This window comes from Acinetobacter sp. ANC 3813, from assembly GCF_002135435.1.
Classification (GTDB): Bacteria; Pseudomonadota; Gammaproteobacteria; order Pseudomonadales; family Moraxellaceae; genus Acinetobacter.
In genome coordinates this window covers 186,736-205,149 of record NZ_NEGK01000001.1, presented here as the reverse complement: position 1 = coordinate 205,149, position 18,414 = coordinate 186,736, and the positions used below count along the sequence as shown (strand labels likewise).

The 18,414-nt window shown below is 40.8% G+C and carries 21 protein-coding genes, 2 tRNA genes and 1 pseudogene; 12 read left to right on the top strand and 12 right to left on the bottom strand.

Going from position 1 to position 18,414, the window contains the following annotated elements:
• Position 1: 1 nt before the first annotated feature.
• Positions 2 to 1,285 carry a fumarylacetoacetase gene (gene fahA / locus B9T34_RS00985; protein WP_086211302.1) on the bottom strand — a complete coding sequence of 428 codons (1,284 nt, stop codon included), beginning with the start codon at positions 1,283 to 1,285 and terminating at the stop codon, positions 2 to 4.
• A gap of 341 nt (positions 1,286 to 1,626) precedes the next feature.
• Here fahA and B9T34_RS00980 point away from each other — a divergent pair, with 341 nt between their 5' ends.
• Positions 1,627 to 2,400 carry an IclR family transcriptional regulator gene (locus B9T34_RS00980; RefSeq protein ID WP_086211301.1) on the top strand — a complete coding sequence of 258 codons (774 nt, stop codon included), beginning with the start codon at positions 1,627 to 1,629 and terminating at the stop codon, positions 2,398 to 2,400.
• 123 nt (positions 2,401 to 2,523) lie between these two features.
• Here B9T34_RS00980 and B9T34_RS00975 read toward each other — a convergent pair whose 3' ends face one another.
• The 3 genes from B9T34_RS00975 to B9T34_RS00965 all read right to left on the bottom strand — a co-directional run bounded on the left by B9T34_RS00975 (position 2,524) and on the right by B9T34_RS00965 (position 3,571).
• Complete coding sequence (locus B9T34_RS00975) at positions 2,524 to 2,967, bottom strand: DUF2726 domain-containing protein (RefSeq protein WP_086211636.1); 444 nt, start codon at positions 2,965 to 2,967, stop codon at positions 2,524 to 2,526.
• A gap of 71 nt (positions 2,968 to 3,038) precedes the next feature.
• Positions 3,039 to 3,114, bottom strand: a tRNA-Asn gene (locus tag B9T34_RS00970).
• A gap of 381 nt (positions 3,115 to 3,495) precedes the next feature.
• Positions 3,496 to 3,571, bottom strand: a tRNA-Asn gene (locus B9T34_RS00965).
• 250 nt (positions 3,572 to 3,821) lie between these two features.
• Between B9T34_RS00965 and B9T34_RS00960 the strand changes: the two genes are divergently transcribed.
• Positions 3,822 to 4,265, top strand: a complete 444-nt coding sequence (locus B9T34_RS00960; RefSeq protein ID WP_086211300.1) for a hypothetical protein — start codon at positions 3,822 to 3,824, stop codon at positions 4,263 to 4,265.
• A gap of 63 nt (positions 4,266 to 4,328) precedes the next feature.
• Here the strand turns inward: B9T34_RS00960 and B9T34_RS00955 are convergent, their stop codons facing one another.
• Together B9T34_RS00955 and B9T34_RS00950 are read right to left on the bottom strand one after the other, a co-directional pair.
• On the bottom strand, positions 4,329 to 4,763 hold the full coding sequence (locus tag B9T34_RS00955) for a PaaI family thioesterase (protein WP_086211299.1): 435 nt from the start codon (positions 4,761 to 4,763) through the stop codon (positions 4,329 to 4,331).
• Positions 4,764 to 4,911: 148 nt separating this feature from the next.
• On the bottom strand, positions 4,912 to 5,160 hold the full coding sequence (locus tag B9T34_RS00950) for a hypothetical protein (RefSeq protein ID WP_086211298.1): 249 nt from the start codon (positions 5,158 to 5,160) through the stop codon (positions 4,912 to 4,914).
• A 296-nt stretch (positions 5,161 to 5,456) separates the two neighbouring features.
• Here B9T34_RS00950 and B9T34_RS00945 point away from each other — a divergent pair, with 296 nt between their 5' ends.
• The 3 genes and pseudogenes from B9T34_RS00945 to B9T34_RS00940 all read left to right on the top strand — a co-directional run.
• Positions 5,457 to 6,350, top strand: a complete 894-nt coding sequence (locus tag B9T34_RS00945; protein WP_086211297.1) for a DMT family transporter — start codon at positions 5,457 to 5,459, stop codon at positions 6,348 to 6,350.
• Positions 6,337 to 6,486: a hypothetical protein gene (locus B9T34_RS18970; protein ID WP_228147383.1), complete on the top strand. Its 150-nt coding sequence runs from the start codon at positions 6,337 to 6,339 to the stop codon at positions 6,484 to 6,486. Before B9T34_RS00945 ends, B9T34_RS18970 begins: the two co-directional genes overlap by 14 nt.
• A 24-nt stretch (positions 6,487 to 6,510) precedes the next feature.
• A pseudogene (locus tag B9T34_RS00940) lies at positions 6,511 to 7,029 on the top strand (DUF2711 family protein); the annotation flags it as partial.
• Between the two features lie 100 nt (positions 7,030 to 7,129).
• Here the strand turns inward: B9T34_RS00940 and B9T34_RS00935 are convergent.
• Positions 7,130 to 8,359 carry a pyridoxal phosphate-dependent aminotransferase gene (locus B9T34_RS00935; protein ID WP_086211296.1) on the bottom strand — a complete coding sequence of 410 codons (1,230 nt, stop codon included), beginning with the start codon at positions 8,357 to 8,359 and terminating at the stop codon, positions 7,130 to 7,132.
• 397 nt (positions 8,360 to 8,756) lie between these two features.
• On the bottom strand, positions 8,757 to 9,584 hold the full coding sequence (map, locus tag B9T34_RS00930) for a type I methionyl aminopeptidase (protein ID WP_086211295.1): 828 nt from the start codon (positions 9,582 to 9,584) through the stop codon (positions 8,757 to 8,759).
• A gap of 209 nt (positions 9,585 to 9,793) precedes the next feature.
• Between map and rpsB the strand changes: the two genes are divergently transcribed.
• From rpsB to B9T34_RS00915, 3 genes are all read left to right on the top strand, one after another.
• Complete coding sequence (gene rpsB / locus B9T34_RS00925) at positions 9,794 to 10,543, top strand: 30S ribosomal protein S2 (protein ID WP_086211294.1); 750 nt, start codon at positions 9,794 to 9,796, stop codon at positions 10,541 to 10,543.
• 141 nt (positions 10,544 to 10,684) lie between these two features.
• Complete coding sequence (gene tsf, locus B9T34_RS00920) at positions 10,685 to 11,563, top strand: translation elongation factor Ts (RefSeq protein ID WP_086211293.1); 879 nt, start codon at positions 10,685 to 10,687, stop codon at positions 11,561 to 11,563.
• A gap of 193 nt (positions 11,564 to 11,756) precedes the next feature.
• Positions 11,757 to 12,173, top strand: coding sequence for a hypothetical protein (locus tag B9T34_RS00915; protein WP_086211292.1), 417 nt, complete (start codon positions 11,757 to 11,759; stop codon positions 12,171 to 12,173).
• A 130-nt stretch (positions 12,174 to 12,303) separates the two neighbouring features.
• Here B9T34_RS00915 and B9T34_RS00910 read toward each other — a convergent pair whose 3' ends face one another.
• Positions 12,304 to 12,879, bottom strand: coding sequence for a DUF6585 family protein (locus B9T34_RS00910; RefSeq protein WP_086211291.1), 576 nt, complete (start codon positions 12,877 to 12,879; stop codon positions 12,304 to 12,306).
• A gap of 192 nt (positions 12,880 to 13,071) precedes the next feature.
• Here B9T34_RS00910 and B9T34_RS00905 point away from each other — a divergent pair, with 192 nt between their 5' ends.
• The 4 genes from B9T34_RS00905 to B9T34_RS00890 all read left to right on the top strand — a co-directional run bounded on the left by B9T34_RS00905 (position 13,072) and on the right by B9T34_RS00890 (position 15,649).
• A complete protein-coding gene (locus tag B9T34_RS00905; protein WP_086211290.1) occupies positions 13,072 to 13,614 on the top strand; it encodes a DUF3465 domain-containing protein in 543 nt (180 codons plus the stop codon).
• A gap of 89 nt (positions 13,615 to 13,703) precedes the next feature.
• Positions 13,704 to 14,543, top strand: coding sequence for an AraC family transcriptional regulator (locus B9T34_RS00900; protein ID WP_086211289.1), 840 nt, complete (start codon positions 13,704 to 13,706; stop codon positions 14,541 to 14,543).
• A gap of 90 nt (positions 14,544 to 14,633) precedes the next feature.
• Entirely contained in the window at positions 14,634 to 15,338 is a 705-nt protein-coding gene (locus tag B9T34_RS00895) for an AzlC family ABC transporter permease (protein ID WP_086211288.1), read from the top strand.
• Positions 15,335 to 15,649: an AzlD domain-containing protein gene (locus tag B9T34_RS00890; protein ID WP_086211287.1), complete on the top strand. Its 315-nt coding sequence runs from the start codon at positions 15,335 to 15,337 to the stop codon at positions 15,647 to 15,649. The genes B9T34_RS00895 and B9T34_RS00890 overlap by 4 nt, the downstream gene beginning before the upstream one ends.
• A 108-nt stretch (positions 15,650 to 15,757) precedes the next feature.
• Here the strand turns inward: B9T34_RS00890 and B9T34_RS00885 are convergent, their stop codons facing one another.
• The 3 genes from B9T34_RS00885 to mltB all read right to left on the bottom strand — a co-directional run bounded on the left by B9T34_RS00885 (position 15,758) and on the right by mltB (position 18,347).
• The gene (locus B9T34_RS00885; RefSeq protein WP_086211635.1) at positions 15,758 to 16,213 is read right to left on the bottom strand and encodes a DUF962 domain-containing protein; all 456 of its coding nucleotides are present in this window, start codon (positions 16,211 to 16,213) and stop codon (positions 15,758 to 15,760) included.
• 233 nt (positions 16,214 to 16,446) lie between these two features.
• Positions 16,447 to 17,058: a septal ring lytic transglycosylase RlpA family protein gene (locus B9T34_RS00880; protein ID WP_086211286.1), complete on the bottom strand. Its 612-nt coding sequence runs from the start codon at positions 17,056 to 17,058 to the stop codon at positions 16,447 to 16,449.
• Positions 17,059 to 17,345: 287 nt separating this feature from the next.
• Positions 17,346 to 18,347, bottom strand: coding sequence for a lytic murein transglycosylase B (gene mltB, locus B9T34_RS00875; RefSeq protein ID WP_086211285.1), 1,002 nt, complete (start codon positions 18,345 to 18,347; stop codon positions 17,346 to 17,348).
• Between the last annotated feature and the right edge of the window lie 67 nt (positions 18,348 to 18,414).

The window sequence follows — 18,414 nt, the reverse complement described above, 5'->3', positions numbered from 1 at the left end:
GTTATTCTGCAAAATTGAAATTCACGGCTGGCAGCACTTTGCCTGACACTTCACCAAAACCGATACGTAAGCCTTCTTTTGCACAGAAGCCTTTCATGATTAAGGTGTCGCCATCTTGAATAAATGAGCGTTCTTCGCCGTTTGAAAGCGTCAATGGCTTAGTGGCATTCCATGTGATTTCCAGCAAAGAGCCATAAGAGTTTGGTGTAGCGCCAGAAATGGTGCCTGAACCCATCAAGTCACCGACTTGTACATTACAGCCTGCAATGGTGTGATGAGTCAGCTGCTGTGCCATAGACCAGTACATATATTTGAAATTGGTTTCAGAAATTACATCTGCTTGTTCAGCATTTTCTGCTTGGATTTCTACAGACAAGTTAATGTCATAACTGTTTGCTGCATGATCTTCACGCAAATAAGCCAAAGGCTTCGGCTCTTGTGCAGGAGAACTTGTTTTAAACGGTTCTAGCGCTTCTAGGGTCACAATCCAAGGTGAAACAGATGATGCAAAGGTTTTTGCATTGAACGGGCCTAGCGGTACATATTCCCATTGCTGTAAATCACGTGCAGACCAGTCATTAAACAGCACCATGCCAAAGATGTGATCCCATGCGTTTTCAATAGCAATCGGTTCGCCTAAATTATTCGGCTTGCCGACAATAAAGCCAGTTTCTAATTCAAAATCCAGCTTGCGGCAAGGGGAGAATTGCGGGCGTTCAGCATTGGGTAATTTGATCTGACCTGATGGGCGGACAATATCTGTACCGCTCACAATTACAGAGCTGGCACGGCCGTTATAACCGACAGGCAGTTCTGACCAGTTCGGCAATAATGCATTTTTAGGGTCGCGGAACATGCAGCCAACATTCGTGGCATGTTCTTTAGAAGAGTAGAAATCTGTATAGCCAGGAATATGCACAGGTAAATGCAAAGTCACATCTGCTTGCTTAAAGAAAACTTGGTCACGCAATGCTTGGTTGTCACGCAGTTCTGCATTATCTGCAGACAATAAATCTTGCAGCTCAGCGCGGATTTTTGACCAATTGGCTTTGCCAGACTCAATAAATTTATTCAGCGTACTTTCTGCAAAATAGCTCACGCCATCTTGAATGTTTAAATAGCCCTTTGCTTCGAGCGCTGCTAAATCTAAGACCCACTCACCAATTGCTGTGCCTGCACGGCGTACACCATCTTTGGTTTCACTGAAAATGCCATAAGGCAAATTTTGAATAGGGAAGTCTGAGTTTTGGGCGACGTCTATAAAAGATTTCAATGGGCGAGTCATTCTTTATTCCTTTTGACCTAACAAGCAATCCATAGGGCTTGCAAGAGTGTAAATAAATCTTAGCGCTTAAAAGTTTTATTTATATCTTTAAAAAAAAACAGTGAGATATAAATTTTAAGTTGAGCTTTTATAGCTGCCTTGATTTTTGTGCTTAAGTTCATCATACTCATTTTTATGAATTACGCAATATATAAATTAATTATGAAATACGTAATTTATATATTCAGGCTAATATGAAGTTGCTAAAGCATTGGTCGTTAAGATGTCTTTTTGAGTTTATTATTTTTCATTTGCTGTGCTTCGCGTAGAATGCTGATCATTAAAGAGAGAGTTAAAGACTGATGTCTGAAGAAAAAGTACAAGGCGGGGTTCAGTCCTTAGAAGTTGGCTTAAATGTTTTGGATGCGCTGATTGCGCACCGCACGCCAATGATGCTGAAAGAGCTTTCTGAAAAATTGTCGATGCATCCTGCAAAAGTGCATCGCTATGTGGTGAGCTTGGTGCGCATGGACTATGCCAAGCAATTGGATGACGGCCGCTATGCGCTGGGAGATCAAGCTTGGCGTTTAGGTTTGAGCTGCATTCAGCGTACAGACATTATTCAAGCGGCTCAGCCAATGATTTATGCATTGCATCGTGAAATTAATTGCGGTTTGCAAATCAGTAAATGGACATCCCAAGGGCCGCTGGTGGTGCAGTGGATTGAGCCAGACCAGCCTGTATCTGTCATTACGCGGGTAGGATCAATTATGCCGATGCTGAATTCGGCAACGGGGCGCACATTTGCAGCCTTTCTGCCTGAAGCAATTGTTCGGCCAATGCTAGATAAAGAGTGGCAGCAGCGTCAGGCTTTGGGTCAGCCTGTAAATCCAGCCAACTGGGAAGAGTTTCAAAATATGAAAAGCAGCATTGAAGCCATAGGAGCCGCGACTGTTTCTGGTGACTTGCTGGCAGGGGTAAATGCCGTATCTGTACCGGTATTTAACCGTTTAGGCGAAGTGGAATTTTGTATAGCGGCCTTAGGCAGTGAAACCTACTTATCGGTTGAGCCGAATAGCGCCAAAGTTCAAGCGCTTAAAACCACTGCACAAGCCTTAACAGCCTTTATTGCCTAAAGACTGGGTAAAGTAAGCGGCTTTATGCAGTTACGTGCCTAATGTAGGGCGGCATATTTTAAAACATCTCAGAGTTTAGATGCTCTGGGATTTTTTTATAACTAGAAGCTTATGATTGAAGGGCTAGAGCACATCTTTTTGCAGATTATGCGCACTTGGAATATTGGTATAACGTAAAACGCGGTAGCCGGCTTCATTCAGCATGGCATCACGTTCGGCATCTTCTTTTTCTTTGCCAATATGGCTGGGATCATCCAGTTCAATTATGACAACGACATTGCAATCTTTATCCAGCACCACAAAATCTGTTACTTTGCGGTTAAATTGATTGCGAATTTTATAATTTTGGTTGGTGATTAAAGCGCTAAATGCAACTTGGGCTAAAACATGATGCTGCGGAAAAGCGCTGATCAGCCGTGCATACATCTTACTTTCAAAAGGCGTAATCACACGTTTAGGGAAAAACTTTTGCCTGCGGCAGAACAGCCGTGGAAAGATCAGGCACACTAAAGCAAAACTTGCTAAACAGCCAATAATAAAAAAGATGCTTTGGGATAGATCGAACACAGCGGCAATCACGGAAAGATTTGTGAGATCAATAAAAAGCCCACGTCGTAATGCGTGGGCTTTTTAGAATTTGGCTCTCCAACCTGGGCTCGAACCAGGGACCTGCGGATTAACAGTCCGTCGCTCTACCGACTGAGCTATTGGAGAATCTGAAGCGGATTCTAGACAGCTCTAGCTCATTGGTCAAGCAAGAATATTGAAAAAACTTAAAAAAAGCATTCAATTGAAGCAAAAACAATCAGATTTAAAATAAAATGATAATTTTTATGCAATTAGCTTGGTTGATACATTGGGAATGTAGGGCAGGGCTAATTGAGAAAATGCGCTTCATTTTTGGAAACGTAAAATGGGTGGAGAGTAGGTGCTAACTTGAGTTGGTACGTATACGGGGATGAAAGAGGAAGGTGGGATGAAATTGGTTTGACGTTTGCAATCTAAAAAGCGAAATCAAAATAGAGTTATATAATTTACTCTGCTTTTCATACGCAAAAAAAAGCCCACGTCATAATGCGTGGGCTTTTTAGAATTTGGCTCTCCAACCTGGGCTCGAACCAGGGACCTGCGGATTAACAGTCCGTCGCTCTACCGACTGAGCTATTGGAGAATCTGCATGCGATTATAAGGAGATTTGACTAAGGGTCAAGTAAAAACTGTTATCTTTCTATCATTTTTCAGCTATATGCTTTTTATTTAAACAAAAGAATCTAGTTTGAAAAATTATCGCCTTAAAGCCTTGCAATCGGAAAATTCAGTTGCTAGTCTAAATTTAACAAAGAGAGTTTAGGCGAAAGCTTAAACGGTGTGGATTTAAAACCAACTTGCCAGCACTAAAATGGCTAAACAGGAGAAAGCGAATGAATACGCTGACTATTTCTCATCTATTTTCAAACCTTCAAGCTTATCAAGATCAATACCTGTCTATTGTGAATGACCCTGCGCAATATTATACGCCTGTAGAAAATGCCTATGTGAAAATTTGGCCAGCAGCAAAGCAGCCACTGTACTTAGGCGATTTATTGCAATTGTGGCTCGCTGAAAAGTGGATTATAAATGCTGAAAAAGAGCCGCTAATTAATACGATTCTAAGAGAAAAAACTCAGGCAAACCCGCAGTTAAACCAGTATGTATACGCCATTGAAGGCAACTTGTTGACGGGTAAAAACTCTGCACAGGCATGGTCTGCTGATTTGGCGGATAAAGCAACTCTTAATGTGAGTGCACTATTTCAATTTTATTGCGTTTGGAAGAGTTTGAACCGTCCTCAAATTCAGCACAAAAATTATCAGCAGGTGGTATAAGCTGCCTTTTCTGAGATAGAGGCCAATACTTTAACTCTATCTCAGAGGGTTTCAAATGTAGGATTAAGGACGAATAATCATGCAGGTTGCAGTGGCGTGCGCATAAAGTTTTCCATCTTCATCAATGATTTTACCTTCAGAAATACCCAGATTTTTACTGACATTAATCACAGTGCCAATTGCCAAGAGTTCTTTATTTTGAGGGATTGGACGGCACATTTTAATATTCAGATCGATTGTGCCATAGCCTACGCCAGCTTCGAGCATGGTGTGAATTGCACAGCCTGTGACCGAATCCAATACTGTCGCTGCAAAGCCGCCATGCACGCCGCCCAATGGGTTTAAATGGCGCTGATCTGCTTTGGCTTTAAAGCTGATGCTTCCTTCAGACACTTCAAAAGGATGCATAGGTATCGTTTCACTGATGCTGGCAGCTGGTATTCTACCTGCGCACATTGCTTGAAGAAGCTGCAAGCCAGTCATTTCTTTTGGATTCATTTGGTTCTCGTCCTTAATTTGATCAAGGTTCCTTTTTGGAACTTAATAACAATTAATCAAAAAATAGGCTGAAGGTCAACGCATAGAAATAGAATGATGAGTCTATTTGGTAAGACTTATATGTGCGGTGCGCTGATAGATGGAGCTATTAGTGGCTATAAGAGAGATAGGTTTTATCAAAGCTGTCAAATTGCTGCAGAATTTTCATGGCAATTTCTTCACCTGTTGCCCATGTGGTGACTGATGTTTTGGGGTTTACATCAATAATATCTAAGTTCAAACAGAGCGTTTGTGAGCTTTGAATAATAATAAATTGAGGCGAACGGGGCTTCAGGCATTTGGCAATGTAGTGCTTAATATTTTCTTTTTGATATACATCAATAATTTTATAGCGCATGTGTTGCCCTCAATAGTCTAACGGCATTATTTGAACGTATTTTAAAGTTTAAATGAAACTATTTACAAAGATATTAAAAAGTTAAATGTATCAAAAAAATATTTTGGCTGTTTTGGCTTATATTTATGGAGTTGGTAGGACTGTTGAATTTTAAGATGTAGTACAGCCCATGCGACCATATCTACCAGATCATCTTTAATCTATGAATTGAATAAGCATAAGTAGAAAAGCCCTATAGATTTCATAAACGGAATTGGCTATATCTAAGCAATGCAGTTGAATAAGGATGCTCAAATATGCTGCTGAAAATTTGTATTGCGATGATAGCCTTTGCTGCCAATTCTATTTTGTGCCGTTTGGCTTTGGCTCAGCATCAGATTGATCCCATGAGTTTTAGTCTGATCCGTGTATGCAGCGGGGCGGCGGTTTTACTGCTTTTATATGCTTTAACAGCACTTCATGATCAATCTGCGCACGGCACTAAAATAGAGTGGAACATTAAAAACGGCTTTTATTTAGCGCTGTATATTGTGGCTTTTTCTATGGCCTATTTGCATATTGATGCAGGGGTGGGCGCATTGCTCCTGTTTGGTACAGTACAGTTGAGTATGGTGGGGTATGGGCTTTGCCATGGTGAGACAATTAATGTACGCCGCGGTATCGGGCTGGCGATTGCCATTTTAGGAATTTTAATTTTGCTGCTGCCAGGTGCTTCTGCGCCTAATCTGCTCTATGCGGGAATGATGGTGCTTTCAGGCATAGGTTGGGCCATGTACAGTATCGCGGGCAAAAATATGCAAAATCCTCTGGTGAGCAGCCTTGCCAATTTTGTGCTGGCTGTTCCTTTTGTGCTATTGGTTTATATTACGTTGTACAGCCAAAGTTTCACACAGCCCAAAGGTATCATTCTGGCGATACTCTCAGGCAGTTTAGCATCCAGTGGCGCTTATGTGCTTTGGTATGCCATTGTGAAGCAGATAGACCGTGTAACGGCCAGCAGTGTGCAATTGTCTGTGCCGTGTTTGGCCATTATTGGCGGCGCCTTGTTTTTAGGCGAGCCGTTGAGCTGGCGTATTATTCTGTCAGCGGTGATTATTTTAGCAGGGATTGGCTTGGTGATTTGGGCTTCGGCTCAGAAGGGTGATACAAAAAATTTAAAATTAGAAGATATAAATCATGAAAGAAAATAATGTATTGATTCCTGAAATTTACGCCTCTTATCCTTATGATGGAAAAGTTTTAGAATATTATCAGGGCGTTTTTGAATCGGTGTATATCGTTTTGCATCCATTTTATAAAGCAGTTACATTGGAACTGGAACGTTAAAATGTTGAAAAGTGGCCTGAAAAAAATGGGTTTATCAAAGGCGGTTATCCAATTTCATGGCATGAAATTTTAAATTTAGCTGGGCTGGAGAATATCTCTCAAATTGATGTTGCATTAAGAACAATGATTGGCGGAATAAAGCCACAATTTCAAAATAAAACTTGGGAAAAACAAATCCTTCGTTTGTACGAAGAAAGTAATATTATTAACCCATGTGACGATGGGCACATTTCACCATTTTTAGAAAATCCGCTTTTATATGCATTGAAAGAAATCGGCTATGACTTTTTGCTGACAGTTGATGAGCATGGGATAAATCAACCGAAAAAAATGCAGATTGATTATTTGATCGCAAATGATCTGCTTGATGTATGTGATTACACTGAAGATCATCAGCTTCTATTTGCTACACATTGGGACAGTCACTGTACTTTTTTATGTTCTTCAAAAAAAATCATTGATCAAATTTTAGAAATTTATTTTTTCGAAGGATTTTTTTGTACGCCTAAAACAGAAGTCTATTGGGGGCTTCACGACATTTAGATACCGAATTATTAAGTCTTTAAAATTTAAGCCGTGAAATTCAAACCATAAAAAAACCCGCGAAATTCGCGGGTTTTTCAAATTTGATGTTTAAATCAAATTATTTTTTTTCAGCAGCAATTGAAGCAATCGCAGCGTCTACGCCTTCGATTGAATCAGCAGCTTTTTTGATACGAGCAAGCGCATCTACAAGCACTTCGTCAGCAGTTGCGTAAGAAATACGCATGAAACCGCCTAAACCGAATGCATCGCCAGGAACAACAGCTACACCAGTTTCTTCCAATAACCATTCAGAGAATTCTGTGCAAGATTTTAAGCCTTTCGCACGAATCAATGGACGGATGTTTGCGTAAGCATAGAACGCGCCGTCAGCTGGTAGGCAAGAAATACCGTTGATTGCATTCAGACCGTTTACAACTAAGTCATGACGGCGTTTGAATGCTTCAATCATAGGCTCAAGAACGTCTTGAGGACCATTCAATGCAGCTTCTGCAGCAACTTGTGAAATAGAAGTTGGGTTAGAAGTAGATTGAGATTGGATTTTTTTCATTGCGCCAATCAATTTAGCAGGGCCCGCTGCATAGCCAATACGCCAGCCAGTCATTGCATATGCTTTAGACACACCGTTCAGAACGATTACGCGGTCGTAAAGATCTGGAGCAACAGTTGCGATGTTGTAGAATTCGTCATCCCAGCGGATTGGTTCATACATGTCGTCAGACGCGATATAAACTTCTGGGTATTTACGAAGTACGTCAGCCAAAGCTTCTAATTCAGCTTTTGTGTAGATCATACCTGTAGGGTTTGAAGGGCTGTTTAAAACAACTAAACGAGTTTTGTCAGTAATAGCCGCTTCTAATTGAGCAGGTGTAATTTTGAAACGCTGTTCTTCACCGCATTTCACAATTACTGGAACGCCTTCAGCAATGATCACCATATCTGGATAGCTTACCCAGAATGGAGCAGGGATAATGACTTCATCACCTTTGTTTAACAAAGCAAGTGCCAAGTTAAAGAAAGATTGTTTGCCGCCGCAAGAAACCAAGATTTGGTTGGCAGCATAGTCAAGGTTATTATCGCGTTTTAATTTCGCAATAATTGCTTTTTTAAGGCCTGGAGTACCGTCAACAGCTGTATATTTTGTAAAGCCGTTATTAATCGCTGCAATTGCTGCGTCTTTGATGTGTTGTGGTGTGTCGAAATCAGGTTCGCCAGCGCCCAAACCAATAACGTTTTTACCCGCAGCTTTCAATTCAGCAGCTTTGTTCGTTACAGCAAGAGTTGGGGACGGTTTGATGGCATTTACACGATCAGAGAGACGTACGTCCACGGCAGTATTCCTTCTTATAGGGATTAAAAATTAAAAAGCACACTATATTATCCTAAAATGGTGCATAAAGGGGAGTGAGAATTGCACCAATCTGAAAAAAGTCTGTAAAAAATAAGCAGACAAGTTTTAAGTGAATAAAAATTTGAAAACTCTTAGGATTTGAGTGGAAAATAAATTGATCTGATTGTTCTTGCTCTATATATGTATGTACTTTTGATGAGTATTTTGGCTTCAATTAAGCATGATTTTTAGCTTGCAAGATAAATTAGACGATGGCCATAAAAATAGGTCGGCATTGTGAGACGCCGCATTATTTTTACAGCGTGCTTATCCTTACAGTTTTGACATAAAAAAGACCGCAAATTGCGGTCTTTTTTATGTCTGCTTAGATCATCGCTTAGTTTTGAAAGCGTGATAAATCTTCTTCAGGGCGCGCAGTTAAAATTTCTACACCGGTTTTGGTCACTAAAATGGTGTGTTCATACTGGGCAGATAAGCTGTGGTCTTTAGTCACGACAGTCCATTTATCGCCAAGCAGTTTAGTTTTCCAGTCGCCGCCATTGACCATTGGTTCAATCGTGAAGGTCATGCCTTCTTCAAAAATCATGCCGGTATTTGGCTGGCCATAATGCAGTACTTGCGGTTCGTCATGGAATACCGTGCCAATACCATGACCGCAATATTCACGAACTACGCCAAAACGTTCAGATTCCACATAAGTTTGAATCGCGTTACCGATATCACCCAAAGTAGAACCCGGTTTTACAGTCGCAATGCCGCGGTACATGGCTTCTTGCGCAACTTTGCACAGACGGTTGGCTAAAATAGATGTTTCACCGCCTACGATATACATCATATTGGTGTCGCCGTGATAACCGTCCTTAATGACTGTTACATCAATATTTAAGATGTCGCCTTTTTTCAAGACTTTATTATCAGATGGAATGCCGTGGCACACCACATGGTTGACTGATGTGCATATCACATGCTGAAACGCAGGACGGCCTGGTGCTGCGCCGTAACCTAAACATGCTGGAATCGCCTCTTGTTTATTGACAATATAGTCATGACAAATCGTATCAAGTTCGAGGGTAGTCACACCGGGAACAATATGCGGTTTGATCATATCCAAAACTTCAGCTGCCAGCCGGCCAGCCACACGCATTTTTTCAATTTCGTCTGGTGTTTTGATTAAACGGCGGGGAGCTTCGTAAGTACTGTTCATGATCTCTAAAAACTTTTGGAAATTTATATGTGACTATGGTATAAATAGCCGCCCATTTTATCAAATGCTTTTTCGTGAATATCTTTCACGGGCTTTGTGCGATGGGGCAATAAAATCCGCACATATATCGACACATTTCTCTGGGTGCCCTTTTGGGGGTGGAGAATGCGGATATATGGAGGCCTAACCCAAACTTTAAGGTAAAGAAAATGGCAGATTACAACGTAAGCATGCGCGACCTTCTAACAGCAGGCGCACACTTTGGTCACCAAACACGTTTTTGGAACCCAAAAATGCGCGACTACATCTTTGGCGCGCGTAACAAAATTCACATCATCAACCTTGAACATACTGTTCCTGCGTTAAATGATGCTTTGAACTTTGCTAACAACTTGGCTAGCAAAAAGAACAAAGTTTTGTTCGTTGGTACTAAACGTGCAGCTTCTGCAATCATCCGTGAACAAGCCCAACGCGCTGGTCAACCATATGTAGATCACCGCTGGTTAGGCGGTATGTTGACGAACTGGAAAACTCTTCGTCAATCTATCAACCGTTTAAAAGACCTTCAAACTCAATCTACTGACGGTACTTTCGCTAAGCTTACTAAACGTGAAGCTTTAGAGCGTACTCGTGAGATGGAAAAACTTGAACGCGCTCTTGGCGGTGTTAAAAACATGGGTGGTTTACCTGACGCATTATTCGTAATCGATGTAGATCACGAAGCAATTGCAATCAAAGAAGCTAAAAACTTGGGTATCCCTGTTATCGGTATCGTTGATACAAACTCTAACCCAGACAACGTAGATTACGTTATTCCTGGTAACGACGATGCGATCCGTGCAGTTACTCTTTATGCTTCTGCTATGGCTAACGCGATTCTTGCTGGTAAAGAATATGCGCAATCACAAGCAAATGCACAAGCAAAAGCTGAAGAAGTTAAAGAAGCTCCAGAGGCTTAATGCGTTTGACGTAAGCTTGTCATTTTTGCGACATGTGATGGTGGCAATGTAAGCGTCATGTATGCAGGCGGCCCATGAGTATACTCTGGGCCGTTTCTGTTCTAAAAAGAATTCATTTTCGACCGAATTTAGGAGACTAACATGACTGCAGTTACAGCAAGCATGGTTAAAGAATTGCGCGACCGTACTGGCCTTGCAATGATGGAATGTAAAAAAGCATTGACAGAAGCGGGCGGTGACATCGAATTAGCGATTGACAACCTTCGTAAATCTGGTCAAGCAAAAGCTGCTAAAAAAGCGGGCAACATTGCTGCTGACGGCGCGATCACGATTGCTCAAGAAGGCAATAAAGCGCTTCTTTTAGAAGTTAACTGCCAAACTGACTTCGTTGCTAAAGACGAAAACTTTGCTGGTTTCTCTGCAAAAGTTGCTGCTGCTGCTCTTGCTGCAAACGTTACTGATGCTGCGCAAATTGCTGATCTTAAACTTGAAGACGGCGTGACAGTTGAAGAAGCGCGTATCGCTCTTGTTCAAAAAATCGGTGAAAACATCCAAGTACGCCGCGCTAAAATCGTTGAAGGCGAAAACATCGCAGTCTACAAACACGGTCTTAAAATTGGTGTTGTTGTTTCTTACACTGGTAGCGCTGACACTGGTAAAGGCATTGCAATGCACGTTGCTGCATTCAATCCAGTTGCTATTACAGCTGAAGACGTTTCTGCAGATCTTATCGCTAAAGAGAAAGAAATTGCTGAAGCGAAAGCGATCGAATCTGGCAAGCCAGCAAACATCGTTGAAAAAATGGTTACTGGTTCAGTAGAGAAATACTTGAACGAAGTTGTTCTTGAGCGTCAAATGTACGTAATTGACAACGACAAGAAAGTAGCTGAAATTCTTAAATCAACTGGTACTACAGTTGCTCAATTCGTTCGCTTTGAAGTAGGCGAAGGTATTGAGAAGAAAGCAGAAATGAGCTTCGCTGACGAAGTTGCTGCTGCTCAAGCTGCTGCTGCTCAATAATTTTAGCCTTTAGGTTAAAATGAATTGAAAAAAGCCCCATTTGATTGGGGCTTTTTTTATGCCGATTTTTAAAATTAAAAAAATCAAATATAATAATTTGGCATAAATGCAATCCTGAAAATATTTCAATAATTAAAATTTATTATGGATTTAAAAGTTTATGTGAAAATTTAAAAAAATATCAGGGAACATTATGAAAGAAAAAATATTTGCACTTATTATTTTGTTTGGTGGGTTAATTTTATCAATTACTTCGTTTAATGATTCTAGAGACTATTCAAAAGTTGAAAAAAGGGGAATAGATGTGATGAGTGAGCCAATGACGCAATACGCGGAAAGGACAAAGCGCGGCGCAGTTGTTGGCTATAATATTTCACCCAGATTTAAGGCAAAAGATGGAGCTATGTACACTTGTCACGGCGATGTTGCGAAAGCAGTTATTGATAGGTTAAGAGATAATCCTGTTATTAAAGTGCGCTATTTATTAAATTCGCCTGAAGTTTGTATGATTGAAGGTCAGAACACTAAAAACTTTTGGTTTCTCATGACAATCGGTCTTATGATGATTTTGGGTTCAGCTGCTTATATTTATAACCGCTCTAATTTGTAAATTAAGTTCATTTGCTCAATAGCGCTGAATTGAGCAAATGAAAGATTTAGCTGCTTTGACTGTAAAGTAAAGTTGAAAATGTTATCGAATTCGGAATTGAAGAAATAGGTAGTACTAAGACTGCTGTTTGCTAGAGCTTCCCTTCAGCCAGTAATCTAAAATATCCATCTTTAAACTCAATTTTAGAGAGAGAGTCGTAAGGGTAATCTTTGTTTTTATAGCGTATACCCTGAGTATTAAGGCTTAAATCTTGATCCATAACCAGCGAATTCTGTTTTGAAAAACGTTCAATCAAAACAGGCAGAATAATTTGCTGTTCAAGTTGGGCTATAGCATCATACAGTTCATCTGCAGAATTCACATTTGAGTTTAATGTTAATGTCTCATTTGGATTCATTATTTTGATCGAATAATCGTAATGACGAAACACCAAAAATAATGATTGAATGTTTCTTCTGATATAAATTTTAGATTCAGGTGTGATGTTGATTGAATTTTCAGTGAATAAATTTTTATAGCTTATTTTTCTGCCTTTTACGGTAATTTGACTGGTTATCGACCGAATAGCTAGAAATGCTAAAGCAATGAAAAATAATGCAATGATTAATCGTCCGATTGGATCGGAAAAAGCAAACAGCAGTACGATCAGGAATGCGAGTAGAACGATCCAATAAAATTTAGTTAATGTATTTCTTGTATAGGTCATTTTTTCTCATCTTATTGTAAGTTATTTAATTTATTTATCAGACAATTAGGGGGCTTTCTATTGAAATTTTATTTTTCAGATGAGGGAGAGAAAAAGATCATTTTGCAGTTTTAAACTTAAGCTAAAATAATTCAAATTTTTATTCACTGATGTTTTACTTATACTATCGCAAATTGTTTTTCTCTTGAGATTATGGCAAATAAAACAAACTTCAGCATAGGCGCAGTCATTGCGCTGTTAGTGGCTGCCTATTTTGGAATTGACCTTCAGCAAAGCAAAATTGAGCCTGCTGCAACAGGCGCTGAAACGCAGCAGCAAAAATCTGAAGCGCATCCATATCATCCATATCCTAACCATTCGAAATCTGCCGAAGATGCACCGCAGTTAGATACAGCTCGAGATGATACTCAGCGCATTGCGGAAGCTTTTAAACAACAGCAAAGTAATGTTCAAGTTCAGGCCAGCGGAAAGGTAAAAGCAGTACTGCGTGATGACAATGAAGGATCGCGTCATCAAAAGTTTATTTTAAGTCTGCGTAATGGCCAGACAGTGCTTGTTGCACACAATATTGATCTATCACCTCGAATTGAACAGCTTCAAAAGGGTGATACAGTGGCATTTTTTGGTGAGTATGAGTATTCAGCGCAAGGCGGAGTGATTCATTGGACTCATCACGATCCTAATCAGCGTCATGAAGATGGCTGGTTAAAACATCAGGGTAAAACTTATCAATAACCATAGCGTTTTCTGAGCCAAGAGCAATTTTGTTCTATAAAGACGCTCAACTTGCTCTAAGCTAAGTACTGTATGAAAGAGGAGCGGTCATGCAGGAAAATAAAGTGAATGAAAGTGCAGATTATTGGCATTTAAAGGAGCTGGGCGGTTTAGAGCTGCTCAAAGCATCCTATCAGCATACGCAATTTTCCAAGCATACGCATGAAGGCTACTGTATCGGATTGATTGATGAGGGCGCGCAATCCTTTTTACGTATGGGCAGTCAGCATATAGCGCCTAAGGGCGATATTATTTTAGTCAATGCTGATGAAGTGCATACAGGTTCATCAGCAGTAGACTCGGGCTGGTGTTACCGTGCAATTTATCCCACACCGGAAATGATGCAGGAAATTACTCAGGATTTTTTTAATGCGCACGGCACTGCGCCGTGGTTTCCGCAAGCAGTTGTGCATGATGAAGGGCTGGCTGCTCAGCTGCACTTACTGTTTGATTTGCTGCTGCAGCCGAATAATGCTCTATTTAAACAAAGCCTATATCTATCGACATTGGCTTATTTGTTTAGCAAACATGGTAAAACTCACCAGCAGCTGAAGCCGCATCTGGACGTGCAGGATAAAATTCAGCTGATAAAGGACGTGTTGGCCGCTGAGCCGGAAAAAGAGCATCAACTTTCAGATTTAGCACAATTGGCGGAACTTAGCCAATGGCATTTATTGCGTCAATTTAAAAAATATACAGGTTTGCCGCCGCATGCATGGCTAGTGCAATGCCGTTTGCGCAAATCACTCAAACTGTTAAAGCAGGGACAGGACATTGCTTTGACTGCACAGCTCTGCGGATTTTCAGATCAGAGTCATTTTAACCGGCACTTTAAAAAGTCACTGGGCTGTACGCCTGCGCAATATACCCAAAAACTATCATTAAGCTAAAAAATAAAAGAGCAACACCGCAATTTCATTCAATTCATCTAGCAAGCTTTACCGCATTGTGTGGCCCATAGAATTTGAATTTGATATGCGATGAATAAAAGTGCACTGCAGGCTCGGACAGCCAAGACGCTGGGTTTTAGACGAGGCGCATTGGACATGCTCCCATTATCCATTGCAGTTATTCCATGGGGAATATTGGCAGGGTCGACTGCGATTCAGGCTGGACTGAGCTTAATGCAAGCCGCCGGCATGTCTGCCTTGGTTTTTGCAGGCGCAGCGCAACTGGTCAGCTTAAGCATGCTGAATGCAGGTGTCTCTGCGGCAGCCATCGCAATAACTGTATTCTTTATTACCAGCCAGCACTATATTTATGCGCTGCATTTACGCAAAGATGCTGCGTCATTGCCTGTGCTGCAGCGACTGCTGCTTGGATTTTTACTCACAGATGAGCTGTATGCAACTGCAATGCTCCAGCAGCAGCGGCCTTACCGATATTTGCTGGGAGCGGGCTTAAGCTTTTATTTGAGCTGGCAGCTGTTTAGCTGGATTGGGATTTATTTAGCAAGGAAAGTGCCTGATCTGCATGCATTTCATTTAGATTTTTCCATTGCGGCGGTCTTTTTAGTTATGGGGGTAATGCAGCTGCAGAGTAGGGCGGCTATTGCAGGCGGGATTTCTGCAGCGCTGATGTCTGTGCTTTTTACTGAGCTGCATATGCATGCTGGCATTTTACTGGCAGGTCTATGCGGCATGGCTGTAGCAGCAATCTGTGACAAGGCTGGAGAAAAAGCATGAGCTGGTTACTGCTGCTTGGTTTAACCGCAGTCACTTTTTTTAACCGATATTTTTTTCTTGAGCCGAAAACTGCCCTTAAATTTCCAAATTTAGTGATACGCATGCTGAAATATGCGGTGCCTTGTCTGATGTTTGCAATTTGTGCTCCAGTCATTTTTTTTCAGCAGGGAGAGTGGAGGGGTTTAAGTGAGAATTTATATTTTTATGGCGCAATATTTACGGTTATGGTTACTGCATTGAGTAAAAAAATGATGCTGAGTCTGAGCTTAAGTTTGCTGTTTTTTTACCTGTTGATTTATGTTTTTTCTTAGTATGGGTACAGATGTAAAAACTAGGCTTAAATTTTATAAATAACGGCTGTATTTGATGGAAAAAGTGTAAAGAAAAGCTTTTTCCATCAATCTTAAATTAGAAGTGCTCTAAATGCTCGCTATTTGCGATTTTTGGCGTGAATTCCATTTTGAGCTAACTTTACCTAGGTAAGCATCAACGCACCAAATTGGGCCAATAAGGAGGAATTGCAGATCTTTAAAAAAAGATGGCTTTTTACCTTCAATTTTATGGCCATAAAATTGCCCAATCCATGCAATAACGAATAAGGCAATATAGAGTCCAAAACCGGCAGGTAAAATAAAAATCAGCCAAGACATAAGCAATGTTAAGGCTGCCATAGCAATGGCCAGCACAATATCCAATCGGGCATAAAAAATCATAGCCATAATTACTAAAAGCGCGGTGAGCAAAACACTAAAGTGCGCCAAAATGCCAAGAATTGAAAAATAGATGGTTGGTACGCAAACCCAATGAATCAATTTGTTGGTTTTGTTCTGGTGGCTTTCAGAGTATTCATCAAACCATTCATTTACTGTTTTCATCAAGCTTCTCTTCTTTGGCTGATTGCTGTCTAAAATATAAGCAATAAAATTGACAGCGTCAAAAATAAAAATTTGCTTATTTTTAATTGAAGCTTTTTGAAATGTACGAGTCAATTTCAGCGGAAAGACGAATGTTTGAAGATGGCCTATCGAATATGAAACTGTAGTTCTAATGCAGAATAACAAAAGCCACCGATTAGGTGGCTTTTAGGTCAAATGCAGTCAGTGAAACATTAAGAGTTTGGACCATCTACACGTTCGATGCTGACTTTGGCTGTGCCAGAGTTGGTAATGCCCAGTTGTTTAGCTGCGCCATAAGAAAGATCTAGTACGCGGTTGCCATGGAACGGGCCGCGGTCATTTACTTTTACCACAACACTTTTGCCGTTGTTTTTATTCGTTACACGGATAAAACAGTTCAGCGGTAAGCTGCGGTGCGCTGCAGTAAGGCCATTCATATCGAATGTGTCACCGCTTGCAGTTTTACGGCCATGGAATTGACGGCCATACCACGAAGCAGTGCCTGTTTGGCTGAAGCGGCGTACAGTGTTTGATGCTACGGTATTCAACTTCTCAATCACTGAAGGCTCATCTTCAGGGATTTCAATTTTTGCAGCGATAGTTTCTTGGCGGATTTTGTCGCCAGAACGCTCAGTGATTGAAAGGCTGCTGAGATTTTTAAAATTTGAGTTAAAGCTTTGCGCTTCTTTGTTTAAAGCACGCGCTGCAAGGCGAGAGTTGTCGCTATCATTGGTAAATGATGACTGAACCATCTCAGCTTGTGACTGACTTAGGACTGCCGTTGTGGCAAGCGCTAAGGCATATTTTATAATTGACGACTGCATTGTTTATCTCCCAAGGGCAGTTTTTGCAGTGAATTTCAAGTAGTTGAAATTTATGCAATGTTGCCTGTTATTTCACTTTTGCAACTACATTTGACGAAATGGATAATATTCATGCGGTCAACAGGCTGTCTAGTGTTTAATTAAAATAGTTCAAAAAAGCACATAAAATAAACAAATGATGGTTAAAAAATAACCAATAATGTAACAAGTTGTTTAAAAAGCCTATTTTGTGATCTTTTTAACTGTTTTTTTTGTTGACTTTTTTATTCTGCAGGAAATTACCAGCCTTATCGGCTGGTAATTTCAGTCCCTAAAAGCCACAAAGCAGTGGCATACATGCGGCTTTTGTTATAAGTCGTGATGACCTGAAAATTAGGGTAAGTAATGTAATAAATTGGTCCATAGTTTTCTTGCAGCTGGATGACATTCACTAAATCTAAGTCATCAATTTTTACGATAGGATTCAAAGGGCTAATGCCTTGAGCCTTTAAAACACCGTAAGGCGTTGGCTGGTTTAAATCTGCCGCAATGATCGATGCAGGATTGTTGCCTGAGTAGCGCGCTGAAAACGCAATAGGCTGATTGCGCTGCCAGCCATGCTGCGCGAGATAATTTGCAATAGATCCAATGGCGTCTACTGCTGAATTTCTCAGATCAATATGACCGTTGCCATCGTAGTCAACGCCAAATTTTGGAATGTTGCTTGGCATAAATTGCGGATAGCCGACTGCGCCTGCATAAGAACCGACAATTGAACTCGCCGGTACGCCATCTTTATATGACCAAGCAATTAATGCGCTTAATTCATCCTGAAAATAAGCAGCGCGGCGTTCATAGCCAAAGCCGAGTGTTGCCAGCGCATCGCGGGTAACGAAGTTGCCTTTATTGGTGCCAAAACCAGTTTCTACCCCTAAAATGCCTAAGATAATGGATTGCGGGACGCCAAATTGCTGCTCTGCACGATTCAGGGTGTCTGCATACTGCTGTTTAAAGCGCACACCGCGCTGAATGGTGCTTTCGGCTATGAAATTGGTTTTGTAGTCATACCAAGGTTTGCTTTCACCAGGCCGATTCATGATATTGATAATATTCGGCAGATTTTTCGCACCGCTCATTGCCCAATCAACTTGTTCCGCGCTTAGGCCATAGGTCTGCATGGTTTTTTGCTTAAAATTAAAATATTGAGCTGAATTTTGAAAATCATTGGCCTGACAAAAACTGGTTGCAGAGACTGCACCGGCAATAATGGCCAAAGTTTTAAGCTTTTTATAAAAATGTTGTTTAGACATATTGGGCTAAGTTCCAAAATTATTATCAATACGTGTCCAATGACCGTAATGCGTTAAAGATACGCGA

What these genes read in the sequence shown, in the direction of transcription:
- B9T34_RS00890 (WP_086211287.1), top strand. Translation starts at nt 15,335, where the DNA reads ATGAGCTGGTTACTGCTGCTTGGTTTAACCGCAGTCACTTTTTTTAAC.
- B9T34_RS00905 (WP_086211290.1), top strand. Translation starts at nt 13,072, where the DNA reads ATGGCAAATAAAACAAACTTCAGCATAGGCGCAGTCATTGCGCTGTTA.
- B9T34_RS00900 (WP_086211289.1), top strand. Translation starts at nt 13,704, where the DNA reads ATGCAGGAAAATAAAGTGAATGAAAGTGCAGATTATTGGCATTTAAAG.
- B9T34_RS00980 (WP_086211301.1), top strand. Translation starts at nt 1,627, where the DNA reads ATGTCTGAAGAAAAAGTACAAGGCGGGGTTCAGTCCTTAGAAGTTGGC.
- B9T34_RS18970 (WP_228147383.1), top strand. Translation starts at nt 6,337, where the DNA reads ATGAAAGAAAATAATGTATTGATTCCTGAAATTTACGCCTCTTATCCT.
- rpsB (WP_086211294.1), top strand. Translation starts at nt 9,794, where the DNA reads ATGGCAGATTACAACGTAAGCATGCGCGACCTTCTAACAGCAGGCGCA.
- map (WP_086211295.1), bottom strand. Translation starts at nt 9,584, where the DNA reads ATGAACAGTACTTACGAAGCTCCCCGCCGTTTAATCAAAACACCAGAC.
- mltB (WP_086211285.1), bottom strand. Translation starts at nt 18,347, where the DNA reads ATGTCTAAACAACATTTTTATAAAAAGCTTAAAACTTTGGCCATTATT.
- B9T34_RS00910 (WP_086211291.1), bottom strand. Translation starts at nt 12,879, where the DNA reads ATGACCTATACAAGAAATACATTAACTAAATTTTATTGGATCGTTCTA.
- B9T34_RS00950 (WP_086211298.1), bottom strand. Translation starts at nt 5,160, where the DNA reads ATGCGCTATAAAATTATTGATGTATATCAAAAAGAAAATATTAAGCAC.
- tsf (WP_086211293.1), top strand. Translation starts at nt 10,685, where the DNA reads ATGACTGCAGTTACAGCAAGCATGGTTAAAGAATTGCGCGACCGTACT.
- B9T34_RS00895 (WP_086211288.1), top strand. Translation starts at nt 14,634, where the DNA reads ATGAATAAAAGTGCACTGCAGGCTCGGACAGCCAAGACGCTGGGTTTT.
- fahA (WP_086211302.1), bottom strand. Translation starts at nt 1,285, where the DNA reads ATGACTCGCCCATTGAAATCTTTTATAGACGTCGCCCAAAACTCAGAC.
- B9T34_RS00885 (WP_086211635.1), bottom strand. Translation starts at nt 16,213, where the DNA reads ATGAAAACAGTAAATGAATGGTTTGATGAATACTCTGAAAGCCACCAG.
- B9T34_RS00945 (WP_086211297.1), top strand. Translation starts at nt 5,457, where the DNA reads ATGCTGCTGAAAATTTGTATTGCGATGATAGCCTTTGCTGCCAATTCT.
- B9T34_RS00915 (WP_086211292.1), top strand. Translation starts at nt 11,757, where the DNA reads ATGAAAGAAAAAATATTTGCACTTATTATTTTGTTTGGTGGGTTAATT.
- B9T34_RS00960 (WP_086211300.1), top strand. Translation starts at nt 3,822, where the DNA reads ATGAATACGCTGACTATTTCTCATCTATTTTCAAACCTTCAAGCTTAT.
- B9T34_RS00955 (WP_086211299.1), bottom strand. Translation starts at nt 4,763, where the DNA reads ATGAATCCAAAAGAAATGACTGGCTTGCAGCTTCTTCAAGCAATGTGC.
- B9T34_RS00880 (WP_086211286.1), bottom strand. Translation starts at nt 17,058, where the DNA reads ATGCAGTCGTCAATTATAAAATATGCCTTAGCGCTTGCCACAACGGCA.